29 protein-coding genes are annotated in these 26,440 nt (G+C 32.1%); 5 read left to right on the forward strand and 24 right to left on the reverse strand.

Annotated features, from left to right (window positions below; translation table 11 throughout):
• Positions 1–81 precede the first annotated feature (81 nt).
• The 6 genes from B0A68_RS16795 to B0A68_RS16820 all read right to left on the reverse strand — a co-directional run bounded on the left by B0A68_RS16795 (position 82) and on the right by B0A68_RS16820 (position 4,619).
• The gene (locus B0A68_RS16795; protein ID WP_035686351.1) at positions 82–831 is read right to left on the reverse strand and encodes a cyclase family protein; all 750 of its coding nucleotides are present in this window, start codon (positions 829–831) and stop codon (positions 82–84) included.
• Positions 832–883: 52 nt separating this feature from the next.
• Entirely contained in the window at positions 884–1,261 is a 378-nt protein-coding gene (locus B0A68_RS16800) for a GxxExxY protein (RefSeq protein WP_035686348.1), read from the reverse strand.
• A gap of 118 nt (positions 1,262–1,379) precedes the next feature.
• On the reverse strand, positions 1,380–2,528 hold the full coding sequence (gene hemW, locus B0A68_RS16805; RefSeq protein ID WP_035686346.1) for a radical SAM family heme chaperone HemW: 1,149 nt from the start codon (positions 2,526–2,528) through the stop codon (positions 1,380–1,382).
• Positions 2,528–3,436: a DUF6252 family protein gene (locus B0A68_RS16810; RefSeq protein ID WP_035686343.1), complete on the reverse strand. Its 909-nt coding sequence runs from the start codon at positions 3,434–3,436 to the stop codon at positions 2,528–2,530. The genes hemW and B0A68_RS16810 overlap by 1 nt, the downstream gene beginning before the upstream one ends.
• A 38-nt stretch (positions 3,437–3,474) precedes the next feature.
• The gene (gene ruvC / locus B0A68_RS16815) at positions 3,475–4,029 is read right to left on the reverse strand and encodes a crossover junction endodeoxyribonuclease RuvC (RefSeq protein WP_035686340.1); all 555 of its coding nucleotides are present in this window, start codon (positions 4,027–4,029) and stop codon (positions 3,475–3,477) included.
• Between the two features lie 26 nt (positions 4,030–4,055).
• Complete coding sequence (locus B0A68_RS16820) at positions 4,056–4,619, reverse strand: hypothetical protein (protein ID WP_035686337.1); 564 nt, start codon at positions 4,617–4,619, stop codon at positions 4,056–4,058.
• Positions 4,620–4,672: 53 nt separating this feature from the next.
• Here B0A68_RS16820 and B0A68_RS16825 point away from each other — a divergent pair, with 53 nt between their 5' ends.
• The gene (locus B0A68_RS16825; protein WP_035686334.1) at positions 4,673–5,617 is read left to right on the forward strand and encodes a lysylphosphatidylglycerol synthase transmembrane domain-containing protein; all 945 of its coding nucleotides are present in this window, start codon (positions 4,673–4,675) and stop codon (positions 5,615–5,617) included.
• Positions 5,614–6,717, forward strand: coding sequence for a glycosyltransferase family 2 protein (locus tag B0A68_RS16830; protein ID WP_035686331.1), 1,104 nt, complete (start codon positions 5,614–5,616; stop codon positions 6,715–6,717). Before B0A68_RS16825 ends, B0A68_RS16830 begins: the two co-directional genes overlap by 4 nt.
• Before the next feature lie 11 nt (positions 6,718–6,728).
• On the opposite strand, the gene B0A68_RS16835 is transcribed toward B0A68_RS16830, so the two are convergent.
• Complete coding sequence (locus B0A68_RS16835; protein ID WP_035686327.1) at positions 6,729–7,214, reverse strand: hypothetical protein; 486 nt, start codon at positions 7,212–7,214, stop codon at positions 6,729–6,731.
• A 45-nt stretch (positions 7,215–7,259) separates the two neighbouring features.
• Entirely contained in the window at positions 7,260–7,490 is a 231-nt protein-coding gene (locus tag B0A68_RS24355) for a hypothetical protein (RefSeq protein ID WP_123947520.1), read from the reverse strand.
• 197 nt (positions 7,491–7,687) lie between these two features.
• On the opposite strand from B0A68_RS24355, the gene B0A68_RS16845 reads away from it, so the two are divergent.
• Positions 7,688–8,188, forward strand: a complete 501-nt coding sequence (locus tag B0A68_RS16845) for a DUF456 domain-containing protein (protein WP_035686321.1) — start codon at positions 7,688–7,690, stop codon at positions 8,186–8,188.
• Positions 8,189–8,467: 279 nt separating this feature from the next.
• A complete protein-coding gene (locus B0A68_RS16850; RefSeq protein ID WP_035686317.1) occupies positions 8,468–9,070 on the forward strand; it encodes a DUF937 domain-containing protein in 603 nt (200 codons plus the stop codon).
• A 62-nt stretch (positions 9,071–9,132) separates the two neighbouring features.
• On the opposite strand, the gene B0A68_RS16855 is transcribed toward B0A68_RS16850, so the two are convergent.
• From B0A68_RS16855 to B0A68_RS16885, 7 genes are all read right to left on the reverse strand, one after another.
• Complete coding sequence (locus tag B0A68_RS16855; RefSeq protein WP_035686315.1) at positions 9,133–10,041, reverse strand: pseudouridine synthase; 909 nt, start codon at positions 10,039–10,041, stop codon at positions 9,133–9,135.
• Positions 10,042–10,281: 240 nt separating this feature from the next.
• Positions 10,282–11,238 (reverse strand): geranylgeranylglycerol-phosphate geranylgeranyltransferase, encoded by a 957-nt coding sequence (locus tag B0A68_RS16860; protein ID WP_035686312.1) that lies wholly within the window; start codon positions 11,236–11,238, stop codon positions 10,282–10,284.
• A gap of 62 nt (positions 11,239–11,300) precedes the next feature.
• Positions 11,301–11,891 (reverse strand): DUF502 domain-containing protein, encoded by a 591-nt coding sequence (locus tag B0A68_RS16865; protein WP_035686309.1) that lies wholly within the window; start codon positions 11,889–11,891, stop codon positions 11,301–11,303.
• Positions 11,892–11,968: 77 nt separating this feature from the next.
• A complete protein-coding gene (locus B0A68_RS16870; RefSeq protein WP_035686306.1) occupies positions 11,969–12,907 on the reverse strand; it encodes a mevalonate kinase family protein in 939 nt (312 codons plus the stop codon).
• Positions 12,904–13,215, reverse strand: coding sequence for a type II toxin-antitoxin system RelE/ParE family toxin (locus B0A68_RS16875; protein ID WP_035686303.1), 312 nt, complete (start codon positions 13,213–13,215; stop codon positions 12,904–12,906). The genes B0A68_RS16870 and B0A68_RS16875 overlap by 4 nt, the downstream gene beginning before the upstream one ends.
• Positions 13,215–13,433 (reverse strand): hypothetical protein, encoded by a 219-nt coding sequence (locus B0A68_RS16880; protein WP_035686301.1) that lies wholly within the window; start codon positions 13,431–13,433, stop codon positions 13,215–13,217. Before B0A68_RS16880 ends, B0A68_RS16875 begins: the two co-directional genes overlap by 1 nt.
• 30 nt (positions 13,434–13,463) lie before the next feature.
• Positions 13,464–14,546, reverse strand: coding sequence for a diphosphomevalonate/mevalonate 3,5-bisphosphate decarboxylase family protein (locus B0A68_RS16885; protein ID WP_035686298.1), 1,083 nt, complete (start codon positions 14,544–14,546; stop codon positions 13,464–13,466).
• 144 nt (positions 14,547–14,690) lie between these two features.
• On the opposite strand from B0A68_RS16885, the gene B0A68_RS16890 reads away from it, so the two are divergent.
• Entirely contained in the window at positions 14,691–15,167 is a 477-nt protein-coding gene (locus tag B0A68_RS16890; protein WP_035686296.1) for a TspO/MBR family protein, read from the forward strand.
• A gap of 74 nt (positions 15,168–15,241) precedes the next feature.
• Here the strand turns inward: B0A68_RS16890 and B0A68_RS16895 are convergent, their stop codons facing one another.
• From B0A68_RS16895 to B0A68_RS16935, 9 genes are all read right to left on the reverse strand, one after another.
• On the reverse strand, positions 15,242–15,964 hold the full coding sequence (locus B0A68_RS16895) for a hypothetical protein (RefSeq protein WP_035686293.1): 723 nt from the start codon (positions 15,962–15,964) through the stop codon (positions 15,242–15,244).
• 262 nt (positions 15,965–16,226) lie between these two features.
• Positions 16,227–17,594 (reverse strand): YncE family protein, encoded by a 1,368-nt coding sequence (locus B0A68_RS16900; RefSeq protein WP_051892693.1) that lies wholly within the window; start codon positions 17,592–17,594, stop codon positions 16,227–16,229.
• Between the two features lie 52 nt (positions 17,595–17,646).
• On the reverse strand, positions 17,647–18,717 hold the full coding sequence (locus tag B0A68_RS16905; protein WP_035686290.1) for a hypothetical protein: 1,071 nt from the start codon (positions 18,715–18,717) through the stop codon (positions 17,647–17,649).
• A gap of 95 nt (positions 18,718–18,812) precedes the next feature.
• Positions 18,813–19,460, reverse strand: coding sequence for an HAD family hydrolase (locus tag B0A68_RS16910; protein WP_035686287.1), 648 nt, complete (start codon positions 19,458–19,460; stop codon positions 18,813–18,815).
• Positions 19,461–19,466: 6 nt separating this feature from the next.
• A complete protein-coding gene (locus B0A68_RS16915) occupies positions 19,467–20,675 on the reverse strand; it encodes a BaiN/RdsA family NAD(P)/FAD-dependent oxidoreductase (protein WP_035686285.1) in 1,209 nt (402 codons plus the stop codon).
• Between the two features lie 243 nt (positions 20,676–20,918).
• On the reverse strand, positions 20,919–21,596 hold the full coding sequence (locus tag B0A68_RS16920; RefSeq protein ID WP_035686284.1) for a glycerophosphodiester phosphodiesterase: 678 nt from the start codon (positions 21,594–21,596) through the stop codon (positions 20,919–20,921).
• 203 nt (positions 21,597–21,799) lie between these two features.
• Positions 21,800–23,389, reverse strand: a complete 1,590-nt coding sequence (locus tag B0A68_RS16925) for an alpha-amylase family glycosyl hydrolase (protein WP_165571345.1) — start codon at positions 23,387–23,389, stop codon at positions 21,800–21,802.
• A 282-nt stretch (positions 23,390–23,671) separates the two neighbouring features.
• Positions 23,672–25,516 (reverse strand): glycoside hydrolase family 13 protein, encoded by a 1,845-nt coding sequence (locus B0A68_RS16930; RefSeq protein ID WP_035686281.1) that lies wholly within the window; start codon positions 25,514–25,516, stop codon positions 23,672–23,674.
• A gap of 83 nt (positions 25,517–25,599) precedes the next feature.
• Positions 25,600–26,424 carry a hypothetical protein gene (locus tag B0A68_RS16935; protein WP_035686278.1) on the reverse strand — a complete coding sequence of 275 codons (825 nt, stop codon included), beginning with the start codon at positions 26,422–26,424 and terminating at the stop codon, positions 25,600–25,602.
• Positions 26,425–26,440: the final 16 nt, after the last annotated feature.

A 26,440-nucleotide genomic window follows, 5' to 3' on the forward strand; every position in this document is an offset into this window, starting at 1 on the left:
ACAGATTAAATCATTTTTGATCCTTTAATATTTGGCAAAAAAAGAAATTCGCAAAAATTAGTGTAATTAGTGGCAATCTCATTAAATCTTATATAAGATAGGTTTGCTTGGACTGGCATCATTTTCAAACGAAGCAATTTGAAGATTTAGTATGTAATCTGCATCTTCAATTTCTTCCGGAACATAAATCATCTCGGTAATGGTTGCACTTAATCGCGCGTCAGGATTTAAATGAAGCGTGTCTTTTACATTCCAAAAAGCTTTATGCGCTAATAATTTTCCTTCGTCGTGTTCTCTGTCTACACTTGGAAGATCGATTAATAAATGCTGAATTTCGCTTTCGCGGATGAAAATTGCAGCATCTTCAGCCAGATAAGGCGGATTTGTATTTGAATATTTACGTGATTTTTTGTCTTTCTGATTAGGCAGTGTTCTTATAATTAAAGCTTCGGTTTTTTCATTTAGCAAAGCTGAAATTTGATTTTTGGTAATAACGAAATCCTCTCCAATCTTTTCGGGTTCAACTGTAATTAATTTTGCAAAAAAGAAGAACTCTTTTAAAGATTGATTAATGCTGTAAAAATCATTCGTAATATGTCCTAAGCACTCTGTATGTGTACCGTGCCCGTGCGGATTAAAGAAAATATTATTAAAATTTGTAGATGATTTTCCCTCCGAAACTTTTCCGATCCAGTCGCCAAAAACTACAGGTTCAATAATTGGTTTTTCAATATACCACGCAATCGGGTTTTCGTCTGTATTGGTTAACGGAATGGAGATATCAATAGGTTTTGATAAGTCGATTTGATATTTATTGATTTTTGCTATCATGTTTATTTAACCGCAAGGTTCGCTAGGATTTACGCAAAGGGCGCCAGAATTTTTAAAGATTGTTTGCTATTCTTTTGATTCCATTCTTTATTAAAGAGACATTAAAGTTTATCAATAAACCTAGTTTGCAATTTGTTAATTTTAAATAAGTCAATAGCTGAGCAAAGTGAACTTCATTTAAACAATCTACAGCTTTTATCTCCAAAATTAGTTTATTTTCTACTAAAATATCTAATCGATACCCAATATCTAATTTTACTTCTTCGTAAATTAAAGGTAAAGCTTTTTGTTTTTCGATCGATAAGCCAAGCTTTTTTAATTCATAAAAAAGACATTCTTCGTAAGCACTTTCTAGAAGTCCAGGTCCTAAAGTTTTGTGAACTTTTAAAGCACAATTAAATACAATTTGGGATAATTCATTTTCTGACATGAGTAATTAACTAAAATTAAAAACTCAAATCTACTGTTTTAAATACATATTTATAGGTTTATTCTTGTAAATAAAAATAGCGGTCATTGCGTAAATCTTAGCGAACTTTGCGGTTAAACTAAACTTCAGAATCTAAATAAAACAAATCACTCGCAATTCCATCCGTTAAAAATTTTCCTTTCGGAGTGGGTTTTAGAATGTTATTTTCAATAGAAAGCAAATCGTCATTTAAGAATTTCTGAATTTGTTTTTTCAGATAATTCAAATATTCCTGTCCAAATTCATTTTCGATTCTTTCTAGAGAAACGCCCCAAATTGTTCGTAATCCCGTCATAATATATTCATTATAACGATCAGATTTTGTCAGGATTTCAGTTTCTATTGGTAATTTATTCTCTTGAATTGATTTTAAATAAAGAGAATTATTGGCAATATTCCAGCCTCTTTTTTCTCCGTCATAACTGTGTGCAGAAGGTCCGATTCCGATGTATTTTTTACCCAGCCAATACGCCGAATTATTCTTCGAGAAATAATTCTCTTTTCCAAAATTCGATAATTCGTAATGAATAAATCCATTTTGCTGCAGCATTTCAACCAAAATCAGAAAGTGGTTTGAAGCTGCGTCGTCTTGAGGTTCAGCAATTTTTCCGGTGTCAATAAGTTTTCTTAAAGCCGTTTTTGGTTCCACTGTCAGAGCATAACTCGAAATATGCGGAATCCCAAAGTTCAAAGCAGTTTGTATGTTTTGTTTCCACATCTCGTCGCTCATTCCCGGAATTCCGTAAATCAAATCAAGCGAAATATTATCAAAATATTTTGTTGCCTCTTCCAGACATTTTTTAGCTTCCGCCGAATTGTGAGCACGGTTCATCAGCTTTAAATCTTCTTCATAAAAAGACTGAATCCCAATGCTCAAGCGGTTTATTGGGCTTTTGGATAATTCCAGAATTCGATCTGAAGACAAATCATCCGGATTTGCTTCTAGTGTAATTTCAGGATTTTCCGCAACATTATAATTTTTGTAAACTTCTGAAATTAGAAAGTTGATTTGATCATTACTTAAAACAGATGGAGTTCCTCCGCCAAAATATATGGTTTCAACTTCTGAGAATTCGGGATCATTCTCAAACTCATTTTTGCGCAAAGCAATTTCTTTGGCTAAAGCCAAAACCATCTCGTCTTTCTTTTTCATTGAAGTAGAAAAATGAAAGTCGCAGTAATGGCAAGCCTGTTTGCAAAATGGTATGTGAATGTAAATCCCTGACATTAGTCTAAATCTCGATTTTCTTTAAAAACGCCATCAGATACAGTTACATTTTCATTTGTTTCTGGATTAACAGCTTTAAGTGAAAAAGTACCTGCAATATAACTGCCGCCTTTTATATCTGTAATTTCTAGTTCTCCTGTGGTAACAAATTCTTTCGGGCCAATAAAATAATCGTCTGGACCTATATTGTTTTTCGCGTATTTGAATAAAGTAACAGTGTAATCTTTATAAATGTCTGAATTCTTAGTAAAAGAATATTTGCCAATTTTTAAACTTCCTTTAGGAAAAACAATAGTAATACTGTATTCGTTGTCGCCGCTAATTTTTAAAATATGGCTTTTTTCACTAAATACATGCGTCCAGATATACCCAGATCCTCTCCAATTCTGGCCATTAACCTTCATTGTCGTTCCATAAGTTTTTTTAGAATTGATAGGATTCTTTTCTGTATAAGGAATAGATATTGTACCGCTTAATTTTTTATTAAATTGATAAATCTGGTCCCAGTAATGCTCGTACACATTGCCATTAAATTTTATGCTTACTGTTTTATTTGCTTCATCAAGTTTTTCAATTTGAAAGGCGAAATGATCTTTTGAAAAATAAAATGGAGAAGAAAGGATTTCTTTTGTTTTATAATCCTGAATTGAAGCGCCTAATAAAGTTCCGTCCTTATGAAAGTAAAAAGTGGGTGCGCTCGCAGGAAGAGATAAATTTTGAGCGAAGTCTATTTGATGTATCGAAAAAAAGTCTCCATCTCTTGTGGCTTCTAAATCTGAAATAATAAGGGGTTTGTCGTCATAACTAAGTGTGTATTCTACTTTTGGAGTTTCTGTTTCAGTCTCAGAAGAACATGAAAAAATAAAAGTAGAGAGTAATAAAAATAAAACAGGTTTAATTTTTGTCATTGGTTAATGATTTTTAAAATGGGGTTTATGGGAGTTATTTATTTTCTAATTTTGTCTTCATTTTGTTTCACAAAAGCATCCCAGCCAGAATAACTTTTTCCAGCTACTATTTTTCCTGAATTAAAGAAATGACAAACCGCAGCCGCCAAACCATCTGTTGAATCCAGATTTTTAGGCAGTTCTTTTAGACCTAAAAGCTGTTGGAGCATTTTTGCAACCTGTTCTTTACTCGCATTCCCGTTTCCGGTAATGGCCATTTTTATTTTTTTTGGTTCGTATTCCGTAATCGGAATATCTCTCGAAAGTCCCGCTGCCATAGCAACGCCTTGTGCGCGGCCTAATTTTAACATCGACTGTACGTTTTTGCCAAAGAAAGGCGCTTCAATCGCAATTTCGTCCGGATGATGCGTTTCGATTAATTCTATTGTTCTTTCAAAAATGATTTTTAGTTTTTGATAATGATTATCGTATTTGGACAATTGCAATTCATTCAGCTGCAAAAATTCCATTTTTTTATTGATGACTTTGATCAATCCAAAACCCATAATTGTAGTTCCTGGGTCAATACCTAATATGATGCGTTCTTTTGTCAAGTGGTTTTTTGTTTCAAGTTTGAAGTTTATCGGCTTAGATAACCCTTTGTTAATATTACATTTTGTTGTTTATTCAGTATTTCTATTGATTGACAAATACTGTTGTATAAATTCCAAAATTTATCTTCGAAATAATCTTCTTTTTTTAATATATTTCCAATTTCAGAATTTCCATCGTTATTTAAAATTTTACCGTGACTTTCATAATATGATGCCAAAAGATTTCCTTTATCTGCTAAAACCCATCTACAAGTAGCTATCCAAGGATCTACGAAAAAATAATAAACCTTTGTGTTAAGTTCTTTAGAAAGAAACAAAGCCATTTGTTTTGTTTCTTCAAAATCCCAAACGTTCCATATTAAATAACTCCATTCATTTATTTCAGTAAATAACAGAAATGGTTTTGTGGTATTATTAGAGTTTTCATCAGATAAAAAGGACCAGTCAAATTTTTCATCAAATTCTAGAACTTCAGTATTTGATACTTTTAAAACTTCTAATACTGAACTTTTAGTTACATTTTCTATACAAAAATGATGGTTAACCAGAGCGCTAATTAAATTGCGATTTTTATTTATAGATTCTAACATTTCATTTTCTCATTTTCAAATTGCCACATTTTCAAATTGATTACTTTTGCGGCATGATTTCAATTCCTCACAAAGCTAAGCAATTCCTTGTTCTCCTAATCAAACTTTTGATTGTTGTCGGTGCGTTTTATTTTATTTACGATCAGCTGGCCAACAACGACAAACTAGACTGGCAGAAGTTTATAAGCTTATTTCGCAAAAACCAGTCTGTTTTAGGAATTGGGTTTATTTTGCTTTTGAGTGTTTTAAACCGATATTTCGAAATTTTGAAATGGAAGAATTTAGTAAAAGTAATTCAGGAAATTTCTTTAAGTGAAGCCACAAAACAAGTTTTAGCAGCTTTAACAGCCGGAATTTTTACACCAAACGGAGTAGGAGAATATGCCGGAAAAGCACTTTATTATCCAAAATCTGATGCTAAAAAAGTGGTCTTCTTAAACTTAATCTGCAACGGAATCCAAATGATTCTCACTATCATTTTTGGGGTTTTTGGTCTTTTGTATTTCAATACAGTATATAATGTTATTACCGGAGAAAAGGTTTTGATTTTATTTGGCGGTTTTGTATTCCTTCTGATCTTATTATTTTCAGTTAAAAAGATAAAAATAAAAGGATATTCAATTGAAAAACTGATTCATAAAATCAATGAAATTCCAAAGCCAATTCATCAAAAGAACATCTTTTTAGGAATCTGCCGTTATCTTGTTTTCTCACATCAATATTATTTTTTGTTTTTAGCTTTTGATGTCGATCTGCCTTATTTAACTTTAATGGCCGCCATTACTTCGGTTTACTTTTTGGCTTCGTCACTGCCGACTTTTCAGTTTTTGGATTTTGCTGTAAAAGGAAGTGTTGCTATTTATTTCTTCGGAATACTTGGCGTAAACGAATGGATTGTTGTTTTTATTTCGACCTTAATGTGGTTCTTAAATGTAGTTTTACCCGTAATTTTTGGCAGTTATTATGTGTTGAATTTTAAAGCTGAGACTGTAAAATGAGTTTTGCAATATTCATCATATTAAGTATTTACATCATTACAATTGGGTTGCTTAGTTATGGTTTTTTTAAAGTAAAAAAATATCATAAAACCAATTTAAAACCAAAGACAAGCTTTACAGTTATAGTTCCGTTTAGAAATGAAGCAGAGAATCTGCCGCGTCTTTTAGAAAGTTTTTCTAACTTAAATTATCCAAATGATTTATTTGAAGTTATTTTAGTTGATGATTCATCAAATGAAAAATTTCATATTCCACATTTTACATTTCAAGTTTCACAGATCGACAATATTCGCAGGTCCAATTCACCAAAAAAAGATGCGATTTCGACCGCAATGAAAGAGGTAAAAACCGATTGGGTTATCACAACAGATGCAGATTGTGTAGTATCTGTAAATTGGCTGCTTACATTTGATAATTACATTCAGGAAAATAATATCTGGATGCTTGCCGGAGCGGTAACTTACGAATGTGAGAATTCTTTCCTGCATCATTTTCAGCAATTGGATCTTATAAGTCTTCAGGGAGCAACAATAGGAAGTTTTGGAATCAAAAAAGCTTTTATGTGCAACGGAGCTAATTTTGCATATAAGAAATCATTTTTTGAAGAAATAAATGGTTTTGAGAATAATAATAATATTGCAAGCGGAGACGACGTTTTTTTACTCCAAAAAGCTGTAAAATTACACTCCAATAAAGTTTTATATCTAAAATCTGAAGAAGCAATTGTAAGCACAAAACCAACACAAGATTGGAAATCATTGTTTTATCAACGCGTTCGCTGGGCGGCTAAAACAGGTTCTTACCAAAGTCTTTTCGGAAAAATTTTAGGATTTATTGTCTTGATCGGAAACCTGGATATTGTATTCGGTTTTGTATTCGTAATTTTTAGAATTTGGCCTTGGGCATTTTTGGTTTTGCTTTTCTTTCTAAAGTTTATAACAGACTTTGTACTGCTTTATATCACAAATAAATTCTTAACAAAAACACCAATTAAAAGTTTGCTTTTAAGCAGTCTGCTGTATCCCTTTTTTAGTTCAACTGTGGCCATCTACAGTTTGTTTGGCTCTTATGAATGGAAGAATCGCAGGTTTTCAAAATAAGCAAAGACTGCTTATTTTATTTTTTTAGATTTTATAATTACAGGAAGAATAAATTGCGTTTTTACAGGAATACCGCGTTTTATAGCAGGATTTACTTTTGGAAAATCTACCAAACGAGCGCGCAGCACGCTATCAATTTTTATAGTGTTGTACGCAACAGAATCACTAGGGAACTGTGGTTCAAATTTTAACGCAGCGTTTGGAAAAACAGTTACTTTTACAGAAATAGTATCCAGTTCCGGGTACATAATAGACAGTGTATCAATATCTAGTTTTTGCTGGATAAGTGATGTCATAAACTGAAAAAAACATTGCTGGCGAAGTTTTTTATCGGCTACTTTTTCGCAGTCTGCAACACTTGGATATTCATCAACTTCTTTCCAATTTATAGATTTCAATTCTTTTTGCAGTAATTCTTTTTCAGACGGAACTTTCTTATCAAAATATTGACAAGAATTTAAAAACAGAAAAATTAAAAGGATAGATAAGTACTTCAAGACTATGATTTTGGATTAAAAGTGAACTGTGGTATAAAAATACGATTATTTTTTTTGAGAAGCTTTGTATTCCAGATAATCTTCATAACTTTCAGAAAGCCATTTTTCTTTATTCTGTGCAGCAACTTCTTTTTGATTGGGATATAACGTCGACAATCGATCCGAAAATGCGGCGATTTGAACAGTATAATTATAAAACTCGGTTTTAGTAAAAGTAATATTTAGATCATTTTTGCGATTAAAATATTCAAAGAAAAGTGTGTCAAAGTCTTTCATAGAAAAATTTAAAACCTTTTTCTTATTACTTTTATAAATGCTGTCTTGAAGCAGTTGATCATCAAGAGAAAGTTTTTTATTTTGGGCAAAAGAAAAACTGCTGATCAGGAAGATCAGAAGAGAAAAACGAAAAAATTGCAAAACACTATACATGATTAAGTTACTGACTTATTTGTAAGTGCAAAATTACAAAATATATGGATTCATTACTGTTGCTTTTAGGTTTTGTTTGTATGATTGTTGGCGTATTTGGCAGTTTTCTGCCGGTACTGCCGGGCTTATCCAGCTGCTGGGTCGGATTATTACTGTTGTATCTAACAAAAGCAGTCGAAAATAATTATTGGGTTTTAGGAATAACTCTTGTTATTACCATAATTATCACTGTTTTAGATTATATAATTCCAGCAAAGGGTACAAAGAAATTTGGCGGAAGTTCTTATGGGGTTTGGGGAACTAATATTGGTTTAATAATAGGTATTATTGCTCCTATTCCTTTTGGTGTAATCATTGGGCCATTTGTTGGAGCTTTTGTTGGAGAATTGATTTACGATTCACAAAACCACAAACGCGCGCTAAAAGCTGCTACCGGATCATTGCTTGGTTTTTTAGCATCAAGCTTTATAAATTTTATGTTTTGTATTATTTTTCTTGGTATTTTTATAAGTATCACATGGGAATATCGAAAAATATTATTTTAATTATGTAACAATTATTTTTGTTTTTTCTTATTTTTCTTATTTTTTAAGAAAAGTTGAAATATTTTTAAAAATAATTTTATTTTGATTTGATAACTAAAGGGTTATGTTTATTGGCTCCAAACGATTTTTATGTTTTAAATGCTCTAAATGACCCCGCAAAATTTTAACTTATCTTTTGGAAATGTTAATTTATTTTATATTTTTATCCTGATTAACGATAAAAAGCCTCACTTTATCGATTATTTTGAACGGATTTAAATAATTTAATAAGTTAAAAGTATGACCCCAAACCTACAAATTGAACTTAGACGTTTTATATCTTCTAATGTTGTCTCCAAGTTAAATAAATTTTATTTTGAAAATGATGCGCTTTTAATAAAAGGAATTGATGTATCAATAGGCACAATTTTAATGGGACTTTACAATAAAGCCGATGATTCTGGCTTTTATAAAGAACTTATTTCATTGGTCAACGCCGAATCAACTTTTTATCAGGAAGTAGATTTTACTTCAGGAAGAATTTTATCAGTAGATGATTGTTATCGCATAGAAGGAAACGCTTTACTGAAAGAAATTTTTTCAAACAAAAAAGGCAGAATTTCCGAAATGATTTCAAACGAAGTGGGAATCAAAAGCGAAACAGCCAGAGAGATACTTAACTTCTCAGCCTTATTAGTTGTTTCTTATCTTAAAAACAACACAGCACTTTTAAAAAGTTTAAAACTTCTTTTGGAAGATCAAAAAAGAGATGTTTTAAATAGTATTCCTCCAGGAATCAAGATTATACTAGGTTTTTCATGTTACGAAACAGTAGAAGATAAAAACCAATCTATCGGAAGATCAATTTTTACTTTATTTGGACATAATTTTTTTAGCTTCTAAAAAAAAAATCCCGCTTTTAAAAAAAAACAGGATTTAAATTTAAATTAATTTGAATAGCATTTTTATGCATTTTTCAAATTGATAATTTCTTGATCAGTTAGAAAACGCCAGTTGCCTCTAGGTAAATTCTTTTTGGTTAAACCCGCAAATGCAACACGATCAATACGTAAAACATCATAGTCAAAGTGTTCAAAAATAGCACGTACTACTTTTACATTTGAAGATCGTAATTTTAAGCCGACTTCACTTTTAGCTTCTTTCTCAATGTAGCTTATTTCTTCAACAAAAACGCGGTGTCCATCAAGAACTAAACCTTTGCTGATTTTTTCTAAATCTTCAAATTTTAGATTTTTATCCAAAGAAACCTGATATATTTTAGATGATTTCTGATTCGGTAAAGTAAATTTTCGAATCATATCTGTATCGTTTGTAAACAATAACAAACCAGTTGTATTTTTGTCCATTCTGCCTACAGGACCAATTTTGGATGTAGTAGAACCACGAACTAATTCTAAAACATTACGAAACTCCTGACCTTCATCCAGAGCAGTAGTAAAGTTTTTAGGTTTATTCAGCAAGATGTATTCTTTCTTCTCAGGCGTTAGCACAACACCGTCAAAATTAATAACATCATTCAATTTTACTAGATATCCCATTTCGGTAACTGGAACGCCATTTACTTTAACATTTCCAGACTGGATATATATATCTGCATCACGACGCGAACAAACACCAGAATTAGAGATGTATTTATTCAAACGTATTTCGTCTGAAGCCTTTTGTCTTTTTGGCGCCTGATTTTGTTTCTTAATTTTTTGCGCAGCTTCTTCCTCGGCTGCCTTAACAGCTGGTTTCACTTTTTTTGGCCCTTGAGCGCGTTTTGCCATAGGAGGTTTTGGCTTGCTGGAGTTTGATCTTGAACTATTTGGTCTCGATCCGCCTCTTTTATTATTGCCTTCCTTATTGTTCATAAATTCTGTAATTTGTGCAAAGATAGTTTTTTCCTGCTAATAATCGTAAGTTCAATGTTCTTAGATTGATAGCGATTAATTTTAAGACGATCAGGAGCATCACAATTGGCTTTTTTTAGGCAGAATTCCCGCTTTTGTTCCAATCTTTTATTTTTTGACGAAAAAAAAATAAAAGGATTTCCACGCTATCGGGGCTGTTTTCAAACAATTGGCTTCTTTTAAATATTTTAAAATAACTTTTTAATACTGAGAAAGTAACTCCCGTCCATGCCACAAAACACTAGGATTAATTAAGACAATGCAGAAAACGCCGGAAACAATCAAAAATTTCAAAAGATTATGCAACAATAAAAATTGTCCTTTAGAATTGGATCTCCATAAATACAGCAGAAAAAAAAGTAAAATGATAAAACAGGCATAAAAGTAAATATCCATATAGCCTACATCATAAACATCTACCAAAACATAAACCGGAAATACCGTTAAAAACGTCAAAATTGTAATAGTTTGTTTTGAAACCTTTTCGTTGTAAATAATCGGAATGGTTCGATAATTATTTGCAAGATCACCTTTTAGATTCTCCAAATCCTTTATCATCTCGCGAATCAAAAGCAATAAAAATAAAAACATGGCATGTGCAGATATTACCGCAAAATGACTTCTGTGGTTTTCAATTTCTTCAAAAGAAATGGAATTGTAGAAATACAATAAAATTGCAAAAAATGGAATTACAGCCATAAATGCAGCTGTTAAATTGCCAACAATGGGATACTTCTTTATTTTATGAGAGTAAAACCAAATCAGAAATATATAAGCAGAAAAGAATAAAAAAGCACGCCAAGAAACAATGGAAGCCATTAGAACCGCGAGAAAATTTAAACTGAAATAAACCGTTAATTTGGTTTTCTGACTCACCAATCGATCCAGCATCGATTTGTTTGGACGATTGATTAAATCTTTCTGGCTGTCGTAAAAATTATTGATGATATAACCTGAAGCAATCGTAACTGCCGAAGCAAAAACGATCAAAAATAAATAAAAATCCAGCAATATATCAAGCGCCCTTTTTTCTGGTGCCAGGATAAAAATAGCCGATAAATACTGCGCCAGAATTATAATAGGTATGTTATACCCGCGTACCACAGAAAACAAACTAACAATTTTCATTACTAAAAGTTTGTGCTGTCTGCTTAACATAAATTATAAGTTGTGGTTGATTTAATAGGGAAAGTTAAAGGATATTTTTTGATTGTAAAGGTTTAGAGTTTATTTTTTAACAATTCTTTAGAGCCGTAACCTAATTTTCTGATACAAGCCAAAGCTTCTTTTTGAGTAATCCCAATTTCTTTTATATCTTTCTTTTCAACAAAACAAACAGAACCGCTCCACGGATTTGGCGCATCCGGAATAAAAACTGAAAAGTTGTTTTCGTTAATCTGTTCTATTAAAAAAGCAAATTGCCATCCGGCATCTGTAGGAACTAAAACGACTTTTAAATCTTCATTCGATTCAAAACCCATGATATTTTCATTCGTTTTTTTTATAAAAGAATATCCGGGGATAAAGCTTAAAATTCCGTTTTCTAATTTCTGAATCAGTTTTTGTGCTTTTGCTGTTCTGCCCAATAACCCGGCAATAAGGCAAATAATAATTATAATTAAAATTCCAATCAGTTCCTGAAGTGCTAATCCTAAAAAATGTACTCTTGGTAAATGACTAACCAGCGGAACCGTTATTTTTTGTATCAGAGTAAATCCTTTTTCAAAAATAACAATCAGTAAAATCAGCGGTGCTAAAAAAAGAATTCCTCCTAAAAAAGTTGCTTTGATTATTTTTAAAATACTTTTCATAATAAATAACTTTTTATAGTAAATAATTTTAGAAAAGAATATTCAATAAGCCCAGATTTTTTATAGAGGTTTTGAATTTAGAACTGATAAACAACCTCTAATTTGTAATCTTTTAAGGAAGCTTTTGCGCGTTCTAAATCTTCAGTAAAACCAAGAATATAACCGCCGCCACCAGAACCACAAAGTTTTAAATAATAATCATTTGTGTCAATTCCGTTTTGCCAGATTCCGTGAAATTGTTCTGGAATCATGGGTTTAAAGTTATTCAAAACAACTTTAGAAAGCTTTTTAGTATTGGTAAACAAAGATTTCATGTCGCCGTGCAGAAAGTTGTCTACGCAGGCGTCTGTATATTTCACAAATTGGTTTTTAAGCATCGCACGGAAACCTTTGTCTTTTAGGTTTTCCATGAAGATGTTCACCATCGGAGCCGTTTCGCCTACAATTCCAGAATCTAATAAAAATACAGCACCTTTTCCATCAAAACTTTGAGTCGGAATTCCTGTTGCTTCAATATTATCTTTAGAATTAATTAAAATCGGAATACTCAAATAACTGTTTAAAGGGTCTAAACCAGAACTTTTTCCGTGGAAAAAACTCTCCATTTGAGAAAATATATTTTTTAATTGTAATAGTTTTTCGCGCGTTAAATTCTCTAAAACGGTAATTTTATGTGCTGCATATTTGTCGTAAATAGCTGCAACAAGAGCACCGCTGCTTCCGACACCGTATCCTTGCGGAATACTTGAATCGAAATACATTCCAGAATCAACATCATTTTTTAAACTTTCCAAATCAAAAGCAACCAAATCGGGCTGTTCTGTCTGTAAGGTTTCAAGATAAGTGGTGTAACGTTTTAAACTTGCATTTGATGCTATAGCTTCAGCAGAAGGATCTTCAGACTTTTTTAAAGCACCATTGTAAAAATTATAAGGAATAGAAAGTCCTTTAGAGTCACGAATGATTCCGTATTCTCCAAAGAGTAATATTTTTGAGTAAAATAATGGTCCTTTCATGTTTGTTTTATGTCTTTCTTAATTTTATTTGGGTCTTGTCTTGTGTCGAAAATGGTGTGAATTCTAATTTCATTTGAACCAAAACTATACAATAGAGTTGATTGTTTTGTTATAACACATTTTCGATATTTTTTATTTACTGATGATTTAGGGAAAATTTCAGGATTCATACTTATTATTGAAACTGCTTTTTGAAATTTCACTAAATATAACTCTTTCGATTTTTTTGACCATTTGGCTTCAATAAAATTTAAAACGTCATCTAAATTCTTTTCAGCTGTTTTTGAAAAATTTACTTTGAGATTCACTAACTGTATTTTTTCATCACATCTTCATAACTTGTAAATTCTCCTCTTTCAAATTCTAATTCACTTTGAGCAATATCTTCTTTTTGCTCATCAGTCAAATCATCCCACCAATCTTTATTCTTTTTCGAAAAAATTTCCTTGATAGAATCTATAATAGTAGGATCTTCAGTTTCTACTAATTTTTTTATCAACTCAAGTTTTTCTAATTGAATGTTCATAATCAAAATTTTAATTAAAGATACGAAAAATTACAATGCAATTGAGCCGTCTCCAATTTGGTCGCAAATATACTGACGATTCTGACAAAATACAACTAATTCGTCTTGAATAAATTGTAATACTTTCACGCTAACGTTTTCGGGATAAAGGACATGCACATTGGCACCGGCGTCCAGCGTAAAACAAACGGGAATTTGAGTTTCTTGTCTAAATTTCCAGATTGCGTTTATGATCTGCAGCGTATTTGGTCTCATCAAAATAAAATACGGCATCGAGGTCATCATCATGGCGTGTAATGTCAAAGCTTCACTTTCTACAACTTTAATGAATTCTTCTAAATCTCCGTTTTCAAAAATCGCAATTAGTTTATCTAAATTTTCATGAGCCTGAGCAAAACGTCTTTCTGCATAAGGATGATTGTGCATTAAATCATGTCCGACTGTGCTTGAAACTTGTTTTTCACCTTTATCGACTAATAAAATAGTATCCTGATAATTCTTGAAATTTTTGTGAATTGAATAAGGAAATTCAACTCCAAATAAATCGGTGCTGCCTTCAATATTCGCTTGATTTCCCCAAACTACAACATTTCCTTTTACGCTTCGGCAGGCACTTCCAGAACCTAAACGCGCTAAAAATGATGCTTTTTGATAAAAATAATCCTCAGTCATTTCAGGATTTAGTAGTTTTTCCAAACTCATAAAATTCATTGCCAACGCCGCCATTCCAGAAGCCGAAGAAGCAATTCCTGAACTGTGCGGAAATGTATTCTGCGTGTCAATCGTAAAATGATAATCCTTCAGAAACGGGAGATAAACTTCAATTCTTTCTAAAAATTTCTGAATTTTTGGTTTAAAATCTTCTTTTGGTTTTCCTTCAAAAAGTAAATCAAAAGAAAAAGAATTTTGGTTTGCTCTTTTTTCAAAACCTAATTTAGTAATCGTTTTGCAATTGTTTAGAGTAAAACTTACAGAAGGATTTGCCGGAATCTGGTTGTCTTTTTTCCCCCAGTATTTTACTAATGCAATATTGCTGGGAGCGCTCCACTCAAAGTTTCCGTTTTCTATTGTTGAAGTATATGGATTTGGAATAAAATCAGCTGCTGTAAACATGAATTATAAATTTTGGCAAAGATAGCTTTTTCATCATATAAGTTATATAAGAAATTATAAGCAGCTTTTACTAAAATGAACTTGTATAACTTATATGGTTTAAAACTTTCTTTTTGACTATTTTTGACTACAAAATTTAATAAAATGAACAAGTTCGTCAAAATCGTAATTGCTTTAATCGTTTGTTTAGCAGTAGGATATTCTGCCAGTATGGTAACAAGACCAAGTGTGGAAAGCTGGTATCCAACAATTGAAAAACCATTTTTTAATCCGCCGAATTGGATTTTTATGCCGGTTTGGACTTTGCTTTACATTTTTATGGCTGTTGCCGCGGGATTGGTTTGGGATAAAATAAAAGAACAAAACGAAGAAGTTAAAAAGGCATTGCTTTTCTTTTTAATTCAATTAATATTAAATGCAATTTGGTCATATTTATTCTTCGGATTAAAAAATCCGATGTTAGCATTAGTAGAAATTATGCTTTTATGGCTGATGATCTATGAAACGTATTTAAAATTCGTAAAAATCAATAAAATTGCAGGTTATCTATTGATTCCCTATTTAGCGTGGGTTGGGTTTGCGGCAATTCTGAATGCTAGTATTTGGTGGTTGAATAAGTAAAAATTTTGTTTCAGGTTTCAGGTTTTTCTTTGTTTCAAGTTTAATTCTATAATGGATATATTGAAGTGTTTATGTTATTTAAATTTCTTAAATTCTTCATTTTTAGCATATAGAAAGTCTATCAATTCCAAATCATTTGATTTTTCTAAAAGTGTTTTAGATTTTGGATCGGCATTGCAAAAGTTTAAGAAAATTTCTTTTTCTTCGGGTTTTATTTTTAAATTTTTGATAAAAAAATCTGAAGGACAAGAAGCGATGGCAAGTTTCTTAAAGCGGTCGTCACGCGGCTCAATTTTTTTCTTCGGCTTATCAAAAATGGGGTAACTGAAATTTATAGCATTTTTAATTGTACCATCGTAAACAGTAACCTTTGTAGTAACATCATCAAATTGCTTGCGGATGATGATTTTATTTATTTCTTCTTTATTATTGGCAATTTGTTTAAGTTCAGTTTTATTAAAAACAGATCTAGAAACTACGACATTCTCCAATTCTTCGGCTTTTTGATTCATTTCAACAATGAGATAGTTTTTTTCCAGATCTTTCAAAGTTACCTTCAGTCTTGTAAATAAGTAATGCTTTGAAAAAAACAATAAACTGTCCTGCTCTTTTGTTAAAATTAAAAATTCCCCCAATTCATTTGTTCTAGTGCTGGTTTTGGCAGTTTTATTTATGACTTCAACTTTACTAAGTGCAGTATTATTAGTGAGTACTTTTCCTTTAAGGAGCTTCTCTGTTTGAGAAATACTTAATTGATACGTGAAAAAAGAAATTGTGGTAAGTAATTTTACTCTCATACAGAATTAATTAGTTGAGAGTAAAATTATTAGAATAGTCTTAATGAAAACTTACCGAATATGTAAATTCTTGTTAATTATAATTTGATTGCAAGTTTTCGGGACTCGTTATTTAATAATAAAAGTTTGTTGAGTATCAAATTTTTCATACTGAAAACAATAAACAATTGCCTCCATTTCATTTTCAGAAAAAGAGGCAATTGCTGTGATTTGTTTATGTAATCAAGAATATTATTCTGTCATTCATAATAGAGATAATAGATTATTTGACACCTATTTTTTCTATTGCCCATTCTTTGGCTAAACCTGCTCCTGTTGCTTTTACAATTACATATAGATTATTTCCGACAGAATTACTAAAGACAAAAAATGGTTCGGCATCATAAAATACTTTATTTGATTCACTTTTTGATACAAGAAATTGCTCTAACGGAATCTTGCTTTTAAAGCTAAGATTGGAGTCATTATAAACATAAATATTAGGAAGTTTCTTTTGATTCCAATTATCATCAGCTACAAGTAATAGATAGAGATTGTTTTTTATTGATGAATGATCTAACCATTGAATAGGTGTGTATGGGTTCGTTTCAGTATTGATTGTGCCGTTATATAACATATCCTGACTTCTAAGTTCGGAGGTTTTAAAAACAGTTTTTCCATTGGTAAATATCCTATTGCCATCTTCAGAAAACCACAGATTTCCGTTCATAATATAATCTCCGTGATAAGGGGAATCGTAGCCATATTCGGCATTTCCATTTTGAATGTCATATTTCTCTATATCCATTGGGGATATACCATTTTCTGCACCATATATATATTTTCCAGATGGATGCAATCGGGCTTTATTTCCTTCGTAAATTTTTTCACCAATATGTTCATATTCATTATCATTTGTCAAGCTTAAATTTATAGATCTTATAAAGGTCGATTGACCTTTTGCAGGGAAAACATATGCCCATTTATTGTTTCCAAGTACAATATCATTTGCATAACAAGATGCAGGATAAGTTTTGGTAATAGTTTTGCTGGTTAAATTAATGTAAGAAATATGTTTGTCATGCCCAGCAACTGCTGTTTTTCCATCAGGAGATATTGAGATGCATGTAGGGGCGTATAATAAAGGTATACTTTCAATTAAGCCTGTACTTGTAGACAGAATATTTACTGCAGCAGGACTTGCCGACACATACACAAGCTGATTGGTAACTTTAGAAAACTCTGCATCGACAACATCAGAATTTAAAATTACTTTCTGTTCTACAAAATTAGTTACACTTACAACTATAGAATCTTTTTTATTATTGATATTTAGATATAATTTTGAATAAGATTTACCATTTGCTAAGTCTTTTTTATCAACAGTAACCGTAATTTCATCGTGATTAAGAGAAGTTATAGAGCCCTCTTTTTTAGAAATGGCTACATAGTTTTTTGAACTTGAGAGCGTATAATTTAAAAGTGTTTCACCTTGATTTTCAATATTAAGAACAAGTTTGTTATTGAAAACAGTAAAATTTAATGTGTCAGGTACCGAATAATTCGCCTCTTTGCTTTGTTCATTCGAATCATTGTTTGAACAGCCAATAATCGTTAACAATGTAATTAATGCTAATAGAATTTTTCTCATATTAAATTAAAAAGGAAATGTGAATATTAAGTGATTTTAATTAAAAAAGATATTAGTTGATATTGATTTTTTGAATTGCCCATTCATTAGCTAAATCAGAATCAAATGCTTTTGTTATTATAAATAATCGATTTCCAGTTGAGCTGCTAAAAACAAAATAAGGAACAGCATCATAAGTTTCTACACTGTTTTTTTTTGTTTGATTGGAATATTTTTCCAAATCAAATTTATTTAGATAACTAAGATCTGAATCGTTAAAAACATAGATGTTATTTATTTTAGTCGGATTCCATCGATCACCATTTGAAAAAATTACATATAGTTTTCCTTTTGAAGAGGAATGATCCAGCCAATCAATCTTATAATTGTTTTCAGAAGTAATTCTACCATTATATAAAGCATCTAAATTATTAATTTCAGAGGTCTTTAACACGCTTCTTTCTCTAGTAAAAAGCCTATTCCCGTCTTCTGAAAACCATATACTGGGAATAGTGTAGTCTTCTTCTTCAAAGTTAGATTCGTATCGATCATCAATATTTCCATTTTTAATTGTTAGGCGTTGAATCTGACCCCTTGATAACGGACTTTGTGCATAAATATACTTACCTGACGGATGTAGTCTTCCTTTAGTTCCAGCGTGTAATTGATTATATATACTTATGGGCATTTCATAATTATATTCTAAATTCATATTAACACTTTTTATATACGTCCATTGATCTTTTTCTGGAAAAACGTATGCCCACCTATTATTTCCAAGAACAACATCAAGTGCAGAACAAGAAATATCATAGGTTTGGATTATAGATGGATTTTTTAAATTAACATGTGTGATGTGGCCATCATGACCTACCACAGCTGTATTACCATCTTGGGAAATGGAGATACATGTAGGGGCATAAGCCAGCGAAATTTTTTGTAATGATTCAGTATTGGAATTAAAAATGTTTACTTGCGCAGGATTCGATGAGATATAAACTAATTGATCAGTCTTTTTGCAATACTCAGCGTCGATAACATTTGTCTTTAGCAGTATTTTGTTTTCTTTGAGATTTTCAGAATCATTAGAATCGCAGGCAAATATCATAAAAAGTAAAACAGTTGCCAAGAGTATTTTTTTCATAAATAAATATAGTTCATATTTGTAAGGGGTAACTTATATAAAGTAACAAATATAGAAAAAGTATTTAAAAGAATCCTTATAGTAAAACTACTTGATTACAGTATTTCAATTAATTCTGAAGCATTGTTAATAACCACTTTTGCACCGCTTGTTTTCAGTTCCTCTTCGGTTCTGTATCCCCAAGAAACCCCAACCGGAAACATATTAGCATTTACTGCCGTCTGCATATCGATATCAGAGTCGCCCACAAAAAGGATTTCTTCGGTTTTTAAGTTCCATTTTTTGCTTATTTCTATGGCTTCAAACGGATTTGGTTTTTTAAGAGCTTCGGTACTTAAACCAACTGCATCATCAAAATAATCAGGAAATATTTCTGATGCTATTTTTTTAGTAAGTTCATCTGCTTTATTAGAGAAGACTGCCAGCTTAATATTTTGTAAAGCCAAATTATCTAATAATTCTATAATGCCTTCGTATGGTTTTGTTTTAATTGTACAAACTTCGCGATAGGTTTCGATCATGCATTCAAAACATATTTCAATCTGTTCTTCATTATTATCAGAAGCCGGCAAAGCTTTACTTACTAAATTTCGTAAACCGCTTCCAATAAAATATTGATACGTATCGTAAGTGTGAGTAGGGTAATTTAAACCTTTAAGAACAGTGTTCATGGCGTCTGAAATGTCTTCCAATGAATTTACCAATGTTCCGTCTAAATCAAAAATAATTCCTTTAAATTTCATTGTATTTTAAATATTATTAGCCAAAATAAACCCGCTTGTCCAGGCATTTTGGAAATTAAATCCTCCCGTAATGGCATCTATATTGACGATTTCCCCAGCGAAATAAAGATTTTGATGCAATTTGCTTTCCATCGTTTTAAAGTTGATTTCTTTTAAATCGATGCCGCCTGCGGTTACAAATTCTTCTTTGAAAGTACTTTTTCCGTTTACCTGAAATTTGGCTTTTGTTAATTGAGAAGCTAAATTCTGCAATTGAATTTTAGACAAATCTGCCCATTTGGTTTCTGCTTCGATTTCAGAGGCTAAAACCAAACTTTCCCACAAACGATTTGGAAAATCAAACGGTGATTTTTTGGAAACTGCTTTTTTAGCGTGTTCTTGTTTTAAATCTTTTAGGATTTTTTCGGCATCTTCGGTATCGACATCATTTAACCAATTTATGAAAATTGTAAACTGATAATTTTTATCGAATAAAGTGCGTGCGCCCCAAGCAGAAAGTTTTAATATCGCTGGGCCGCTCATTCCCCAATGCGTGATTAACAAAGGCCCGGTCGATTCGAGTTTGGTATCTTTTACATTTACGGTGACTTGCGCCGCAACACCGGGTAATTCTTTGATTCTAGAATCTTTGATGTTGAAAGTAAATAGAGAAGGAACGGGACTCACAATGGCGTGCCCTTTTTCCTGAAGCATTTCCCAAATTTTCGGATTACTTCCTGTTGCCAGAACTAATTTTTCTGTGGCGTAATTTTCATCCTGAGTGTCAATTTTCCAATGATTTTCTGCCTTAAAAATCGACTGAACGCTTTGACCAGTCAACACTTTTACACCTAGTTTTCCAGTTGCTTCCAGAAAACAATCGATTATAGTTTGTGACGAATTTGAAACAGGAAACATTCTTCCGTCGTCTTCAATTTTTAATTCTACACCATGTTTTTCAAACCATTCAATAGTATCGCCAGAACAAAACTGATGAAAAGGTCCACGAAGTTCTTTTTCGCCGCGTGGATAAAATTTTACTAATTCGTTTGGTTCAAAACAAGCGTGCGTTACATTACATCTTCCACCACCAGAAACGCGAACTTTAGAAAGTACTTCTTTTCCTCTTTCTAAAATGGCAATTTTCAGTTTTGGATTTTTCTCTGCAATATTAATCGCTGTAAAAAAACCTGCAGCGCCTCCGCCAACGATTATTATATCGAAATTTTTGATCATATTTTATTTTTTTGCCACAAGTTTTTGCCACGAATTTGCTTCGCCTGTTCGCTATCGCTCGGGTCACGAATTGGCACTAATTTTTTTTGCCACAGATTAAAAGGATTTTTAAATCTGTAAACTCGCGAACTTATCTTTGTCAAAGTTTAAAACTTTGACAAAGATTCTAAGACTTCTTTTTTTACTACAAATTTTTATTTCGCACAGATTTAAAAATCGTTTAATCTATTGCTATTTTAAACTTTATATTTTATCTGGATTATCAGAGATAATTCCGTCTACTTTATAACTTTTTACTTTTTGAATGTCTTCTTCTGAGTTAATCGTCCAAGGCAGAACCATAAATCCTTTCTCTTGAATTTGCAGAACATTTTCATTGTTTAATAAATGAAAATCAGGATGAATGGCTTTTGCTTTTATATTTTCGGCGAAAGCCAAAGCGGCAGCTATATTTTCTTCTGTTAAAACACCAATGGGGATTTTTGAATTTAAATTTGAAGTTTCCTCTAACATATTCCAATCGAAACCAGAAACAATGAAATCTTCGTAATTCCAGTTTTTTTCCGAAATATATTCTTCAATTATCTTAACAACTTTGCGGGCCGTTCCTAAGCCTTTTAATTCGATATTAATCAGGCATTTTTTATCAACCAAATCAAAAACTTCATTTAGAGTTGGAATTTTATACTTCCCATCAATCAAAAATGATTTTAATTCAGATAAAGAAAAAGAATTCACTAAACCATTTCCGTCAGTTGTTCTGTCTATCGTTTCGTCGTGAATTACGATAATATGTCCATCAGCACTAAGGTGAACGTCGAGTTCGATTCCGTCCGCATTTAAGTCTAGTGCTTTCTGAAAAGCTATTAAAGTGTTTTCTGGTTCGTAGGCTTTGGCACCACGATGTGCTATTTTTAGCATTTCTAAAAGTTTAACCGCAAAGGTCGCAAAGTTTTACGCAAAGGTTGCAAGGATTAGAAAAAAAAGTTAACCACAGATTACACAGATTAAAATGATTTTTGTTTCACGCAGATTTTAAAAAGATTTAAGCAGATTCCGCAGATGAATTTTAAAATTTAAATCTGCAAAATCTGCGTGAAACAAACTTTGCGACTTTTTTTCTATTAAGCAAGTTCCAATAAAACAAGTCCGAATTCAGAATCGATTATTGCTTTTCCGTTTTGAACTTCAGTTTCTGTTCCTGAAAAAGCATCTTTTAGTTTGGTTCCATTTTCAAAAACAGATTCTACTAAAAGTTCTTTTGTTCCAACTCCTAAATCTAAACCAACAATAACTTCATCAGAAAAAATTTCTTTATGAAATTTTCTTGAAAATATATAGGGTTTATCTGAAATCATATTGTGAATTCCGGCGCCCACTGCAGGATGATTTCTGCGAAATTGACCTAGTTTTTGCCAATGCAGTAAAATTCTGTGGGTTTCAGGATTCGACTGAATGTCTTCCCAATTCATGAAAGATCGTAAAGTCGCATCGCCTTCTGTACCTTCGATTTTTAAGGAACGACCAGATTCATCACCGTAATATACTTGCGAGATTCCAGGCGAAAGCAATAATTTAGTTCCAGATTCAAATGTTCGGTTTCGATTCGCGTCAAAAGGCTCAGGATCATCATGTGAGGATACGTAATTTAGAATGCTATACCCTTTTAAATCATTTTGAAGTTTCGATGAATATTTCGAAAAAATCAATTCATAATCATTTTGAGCGTCAAGTTTAAATTCAAAATTGATCATATTATTGAAACCATTCTGAAAATAATTTACTTTTCGATCTCCAAAATCATAATCTAGCCCGCCACTGATTCCGTAACCGTAAACTTCGGCAATCGTATAAAACGGATTTTGATCGAGAACTTGTAAAGGATGGTGTTTTTTCCAGGTTTCAAAAGCATAATCACATTCTTTTTTAAAATCTCCCCATACATTTTCTTCGGTATGTTTTACGGTATCGGCTCTGTAAGCATCAATTCCGAATTCTAAAATGTAATCTGTGAGCCATTTTATGATGTAATATTTTGGCGTTCTGGGATATTTTGTTCTTTTGAAGAATTCATCGAGAGAAGCAATTTCTTTATCGTAACGACCTTCATTTTTCCATTTTTCGATTAAAAAAGAAGGTAATTCCACTTCCTGATTGCTTTCGGTTCTAACGTCTGGAAGATTGTCTACCAACGTGCACATTGTGGTATTTTCGAATGATTTGTAATCGCAGACAACGCCGGTTCTAACCCAGTCTTGCGGCCAAATAGGATCTTCTGGAGTTACAGGCCCAGTATGATTTATCACGCCGTCCAGAATGATTCGGATGCCTCTTTCGTGTGCTTTTTTAACCAAATTACCTAAGTCTTCTTTTGTGCCAAAGTTTGGATCTAAAGCGGTCCAGTCTCTTGCCCAATAACCATGATAACCGTAAGTAAGACCAGTTCCTTCGTCAACACTATCGTGAATCTGCTCGACAATCGGCGTAAGCCAAATGGCATTTATCCCTAATTGATCAAAATAACCTTCGTCGATTTTTTTAATAATTCCGATGATGTCGCCGCCTTCAAAACCGCGCAATTTTCCTGGCGTTTTGGTTCGATTAAAATTGATGTCGTTTGAAGGATTTCCGTTATAAAAACGATCGGTAAGTAAAAAATATATATTTGCTCCTTCCCAAACGAAAGGTGTTTTCGAAGTATTTTCAATATTCATTAAAACTGATTTTGAGTTTTAACAACTCATGATTATTAGTATTAAAGATAGAGAAAGGAAAGTTTATTTTGTTGTTTATTTCAAATTTAACGAAGATTTATAATAAAAGGTTCCGCCACGAATTTCCCGAATTTTCCCGAATTTAAATCTGATTAATTAATTCGTGGAAATTCGTGGAATTTGTGGCGGAAAATCTTTGTGTAGACGCACTGCGGTGTGCCTCTACGTGTAAGTGATGTAAAGTAGAGGCGCACCGCAGTGCGTCTAACATTTGCTATATTTCTATTCCAATTCTAAAACCAAAGCCGATTTTGGCTCTAAAGTAATTTCAGAAGAAATATTGAATATTTTTCCAGTTAAAACATCTTTTCCTTTTTTAAAGTTTTTGATGTTTTCTTTAAAACGATTGGTTTTTACAACCTGTTCTTTTGCATTGTTATTGAAAACAACCATTACGGTTTTAGCATCGGTATATCTGAAATAAACATAAGTGTTGTTTTCCGGAATATAATGTGTCATTTTCCCGAAATGAACTGCTTCATTCGATTTTCTCCAATTGAATATTTTTGAAGTAAAATCGAAGAATTTTGCTTGTTCAGCTGTTCTTCCTGCTGTAGTTAAGGCATTATTTTTATCGCCTGCCCATCCGCCGGGGAAATCCTGACGAATGTCTGCATCTCCACTTTTGCCTTTATCTCCGCCCATTCCAATTTCTGAACCGTAATATAATTGCGGAATTCCACGAACGGTTGCCATCAATGTCATCACCAATTTGTATTTTGTAAAATCATATTTGTAAGTATGATTGATGCGGTCTGTATCATGATTTTCGGCAAAGACCAGAATGTTGTTTGGGTTCGGATATAAATAATCTAAAGCAAAATTATTGTAGAATTTAATCATTCCGTTATCCCAAGTTGGATTATCGTCATTAAAAGCAGAACCAATTTGATCTTGCAAAGTAAAATCCATTACACTTGGCAGATTCGAATTGTAGTTTTCAATCGCACCAATTTTGCTGTCTTTTTGCCAATACGCTAAATTCGCCTGATTGTGCATCCAGATTTCACCCACAATATTAAAGTTTGGATATTCAGTTGTAATTGCTTTTGCCCAATTTGACATTGCAGCCGCATCAGAATAATTATAAGTATCGACTCTAAATCCGTCAAGATTGGCAAATTCAATCCACCAAATTGCATTTTGAGTCAGATATTTTGCCACTAGAGGATTTCTCAAATTCAAATCCGGCATTGAAGGAACAAACCAGCCGTCAACACAAACTTCCTGATCTAATTTTGAAGCGTGAATGTCTGTAATAACCTCGCGTCTGTGGTGTGTTTGTGTATAATTTTCGAATTGATTGATCCATGATTTTGTTGGTAAATCCTGAATCATCCAATGCGTAATTCCCCAGTGATTGGTTACGTAATCCATAACCAGTTTCATGTTCTTTTTATGCATTTCCGTAGAAAGGCGAACGTAATCGTCATTGGTTCCGTAACGCGGATCTATTTTGTAAACATCAGATTGTCCGTAACCATGATACGAATGTTGTTTGTCGTTATCTTCGCATAAAGGCGTGCTCCAAATTGTTGTGGCACCAAGAGACGAAATATAATCTAAGTTCTTAATAATTCCTTCGATATCGCCGCCGTGACGTCCGCCTGGTTCTGCACGATTTCCTTTTTCAGTTAAAGAAGCATTGCTGTCATTTTTCGGATTTCCGTTTGCAAAACGATCCGGCATGATTAGGTAAATCATATCCGAGGCATCGTAACTTTTTCTATCGGCCGAATTGGCTCTTCTTTCTTTAAGCGAATATTTCTGCGTAAAAGCAACTTTGTTATTGTTTTTGAAAGAAAAAACTAATTCGGAAGCTTTTAGATTTTGCGTATCAATTGTTACAAAAAGGTAATTTGGATTTTCTGTTTTTTCTACGTTTTTAATCACAACATTATTCGAAACCGAAGCTTCGTATTGTGCAATATTTTTTCCGTAGAACAGGATCTGCAGTTCCGGATTTTTCATTCCGGCGTACCAAAATGGCGGTTCTACTTTTTGGATTTGCGCTTTCGCGGAAGCGCAGAATAATAAGATAATAAATACTGTTTTTAAAATTTTCATACTTTATGTTTTATTCTAAATATCTGAAAGGTGATGTTTTTTAGATATTTATATTGTTTTTTTAGAGATTTTATCAAGATTTTTTAGTCGCAGGGAATTCCAAATAAATCTAAACCATCTGCCCAGAATTTTTTTATTGGTTTGTCCTTTTTTACAATATATATAGCTCTTCCGGCGAAATTACATTTGCTTTTTTTAGAATCTTTTCCCCACATAAAATCATCTTTATAGGCAACATAAGCATCTCCAATATTGGCAAATATTTTAGTTTTAATATCATCTTTATAGTCGTAATCTTTAGTTAGTATTTCCTCATAATCAAGTACTTTTTTCTGAACATCAAAATAGCTTTTCTGGTAATTTATTTTCAGTAATTGTTTAGAACAAAAAACAGGTTTTCCGTTTTTAGCGGTGTCAAAATTTTCGATTGGAAAAGCAATAAAATTTGTCCGGCATTCATCAAGTCCACATACAACTTCATTTATGGTAACTTTCGAAAAACCTTTTGTTCCATAAACGTAATAACTCTTATCGACGATCTTTTTAATCTCTCGTTCTAGTGTTTTATTTCTTATAAGTTTGAAACTTCCTAAAGTATCATAATATTCAAAATTCTGGACTTTAGTAGTGTCTTGGTATAAAACATTGTATAAAGAATCTTTTGCATTAACCTGATTAAAAATTTCATCAAACTTAGGTCCATTATTGGTATTAGAATCGTCCAGATTCACTACAATTGCGGTTGTTGTTTTGGATAAATCATAAACAGAAAAGAGCGTTTTATCAATATCAATTTTATCTAACGTATCTGCTTTTGCATGTTCAATATTCTTTTTTACAATCGTTTCATTTTTCTGATGGCAGGAAACCAATAAAAGACTTAAAAAAAAACCTGTAATGTTTTTCATTTTATATTAATTTGAT

Source organism: Flavobacterium reichenbachii, from assembly GCF_002217435.1.
Taxonomy (GTDB): domain Bacteria; phylum Bacteroidota; class Bacteroidia; order Flavobacteriales; family Flavobacteriaceae; genus Flavobacterium; species Flavobacterium reichenbachii.

Bases quoted from the DNA above. Each gene is read 5' to 3' on its own strand.
- B0A68_RS16795 (WP_035686351.1), bottom strand. From the start codon at position 831: ATGATAGCAAAAATCAATAAATATCAAATCGACTTATCAAAACCTATT.
- B0A68_RS16800 (WP_035686348.1), bottom strand. From the start codon at position 1,261: ATGTCAGAAAATGAATTATCCCAAATTGTATTTAATTGTGCTTTAAAA.
- hemW (WP_035686346.1), bottom strand. From the start codon at position 2,528: ATGTCAGGGATTTACATTCACATACCATTTTGCAAACAGGCTTGCCAT.
- B0A68_RS16810 (WP_035686343.1), bottom strand. From the start codon at position 3,436: ATGACAAAAATTAAACCTGTTTTATTTTTATTACTCTCTACTTTTATT.
- B0A68_RS16820 (WP_035686337.1), bottom strand. From the start codon at position 4,619: ATGTTAGAATCTATAAATAAAAATCGCAATTTAATTAGCGCTCTGGTT.
- B0A68_RS16825 (WP_035686334.1), top strand. From the start codon at position 4,673: ATGATTTCAATTCCTCACAAAGCTAAGCAATTCCTTGTTCTCCTAATC.
- B0A68_RS16830 (WP_035686331.1), top strand. From the start codon at position 5,614: ATGAGTTTTGCAATATTCATCATATTAAGTATTTACATCATTACAATT.
- B0A68_RS24355 (WP_123947520.1), bottom strand. From the start codon at position 7,490: ATGAAAGACTTTGACACACTTTTCTTTGAATATTTTAATCGCAAAAAT.
- B0A68_RS16845 (WP_035686321.1), top strand. From the start codon at position 7,688: ATGGATTCATTACTGTTGCTTTTAGGTTTTGTTTGTATGATTGTTGGC.
- B0A68_RS16850 (WP_035686317.1), top strand. From the start codon at position 8,468: ATGACCCCAAACCTACAAATTGAACTTAGACGTTTTATATCTTCTAAT.
- B0A68_RS16855 (WP_035686315.1), bottom strand. From the start codon at position 10,041: ATGAACAATAAGGAAGGCAATAATAAAAGAGGCGGATCGAGACCAAAT.
- B0A68_RS16860 (WP_035686312.1), bottom strand. From the start codon at position 11,238: ATGTTAAGCAGACAGCACAAACTTTTAGTAATGAAAATTGTTAGTTTG.
- B0A68_RS16865 (WP_035686309.1), bottom strand. From the start codon at position 11,891: ATGAAAAGTATTTTAAAAATAATCAAAGCAACTTTTTTAGGAGGAATT.
- B0A68_RS16870 (WP_035686306.1), bottom strand. From the start codon at position 12,907: ATGAAAGGACCATTATTTTACTCAAAAATATTACTCTTTGGAGAATAC.
- B0A68_RS16880 (WP_035686301.1), bottom strand. From the start codon at position 13,433: ATGAACATTCAATTAGAAAAACTTGAGTTGATAAAAAAATTAGTAGAA.
- B0A68_RS16885 (WP_035686298.1), bottom strand. From the start codon at position 14,546: ATGTTTACAGCAGCTGATTTTATTCCAAATCCATATACTTCAACAATA.
- B0A68_RS16890 (WP_035686296.1), top strand. From the start codon at position 14,691: ATGAACAAGTTCGTCAAAATCGTAATTGCTTTAATCGTTTGTTTAGCA.
- B0A68_RS16895 (WP_035686293.1), bottom strand. From the start codon at position 15,964: ATGAGAGTAAAATTACTTACCACAATTTCTTTTTTCACGTATCAATTA.
- B0A68_RS16900 (WP_051892693.1), bottom strand. From the start codon at position 17,594: ATGAGAAAAATTCTATTAGCATTAATTACATTGTTAACGATTATTGGC.
- B0A68_RS16905 (WP_035686290.1), bottom strand. From the start codon at position 18,717: ATGAAAAAAATACTCTTGGCAACTGTTTTACTTTTTATGATATTTGCC.
- B0A68_RS16910 (WP_035686287.1), bottom strand. From the start codon at position 19,460: ATGAAATTTAAAGGAATTATTTTTGATTTAGACGGAACATTGGTAAAT.
- B0A68_RS16915 (WP_035686285.1), bottom strand. From the start codon at position 20,675: ATGATCAAAAATTTCGATATAATAATCGTTGGCGGAGGCGCTGCAGGT.
- B0A68_RS16920 (WP_035686284.1), bottom strand. From the start codon at position 21,596: ATGCTAAAAATAGCACATCGTGGTGCCAAAGCCTACGAACCAGAAAAC.
- B0A68_RS16925 (WP_165571345.1), bottom strand. From the start codon at position 23,389: ATGAATATTGAAAATACTTCGAAAACACCTTTCGTTTGGGAAGGAGCA.
- B0A68_RS16930 (WP_035686281.1), bottom strand. From the start codon at position 25,516: ATGAAAATTTTAAAAACAGTATTTATTATCTTATTATTCTGCGCTTCC.
- B0A68_RS16935 (WP_035686278.1), bottom strand. From the start codon at position 26,424: ATGAAAAACATTACAGGTTTTTTTTTAAGTCTTTTATTGGTTTCCTGC.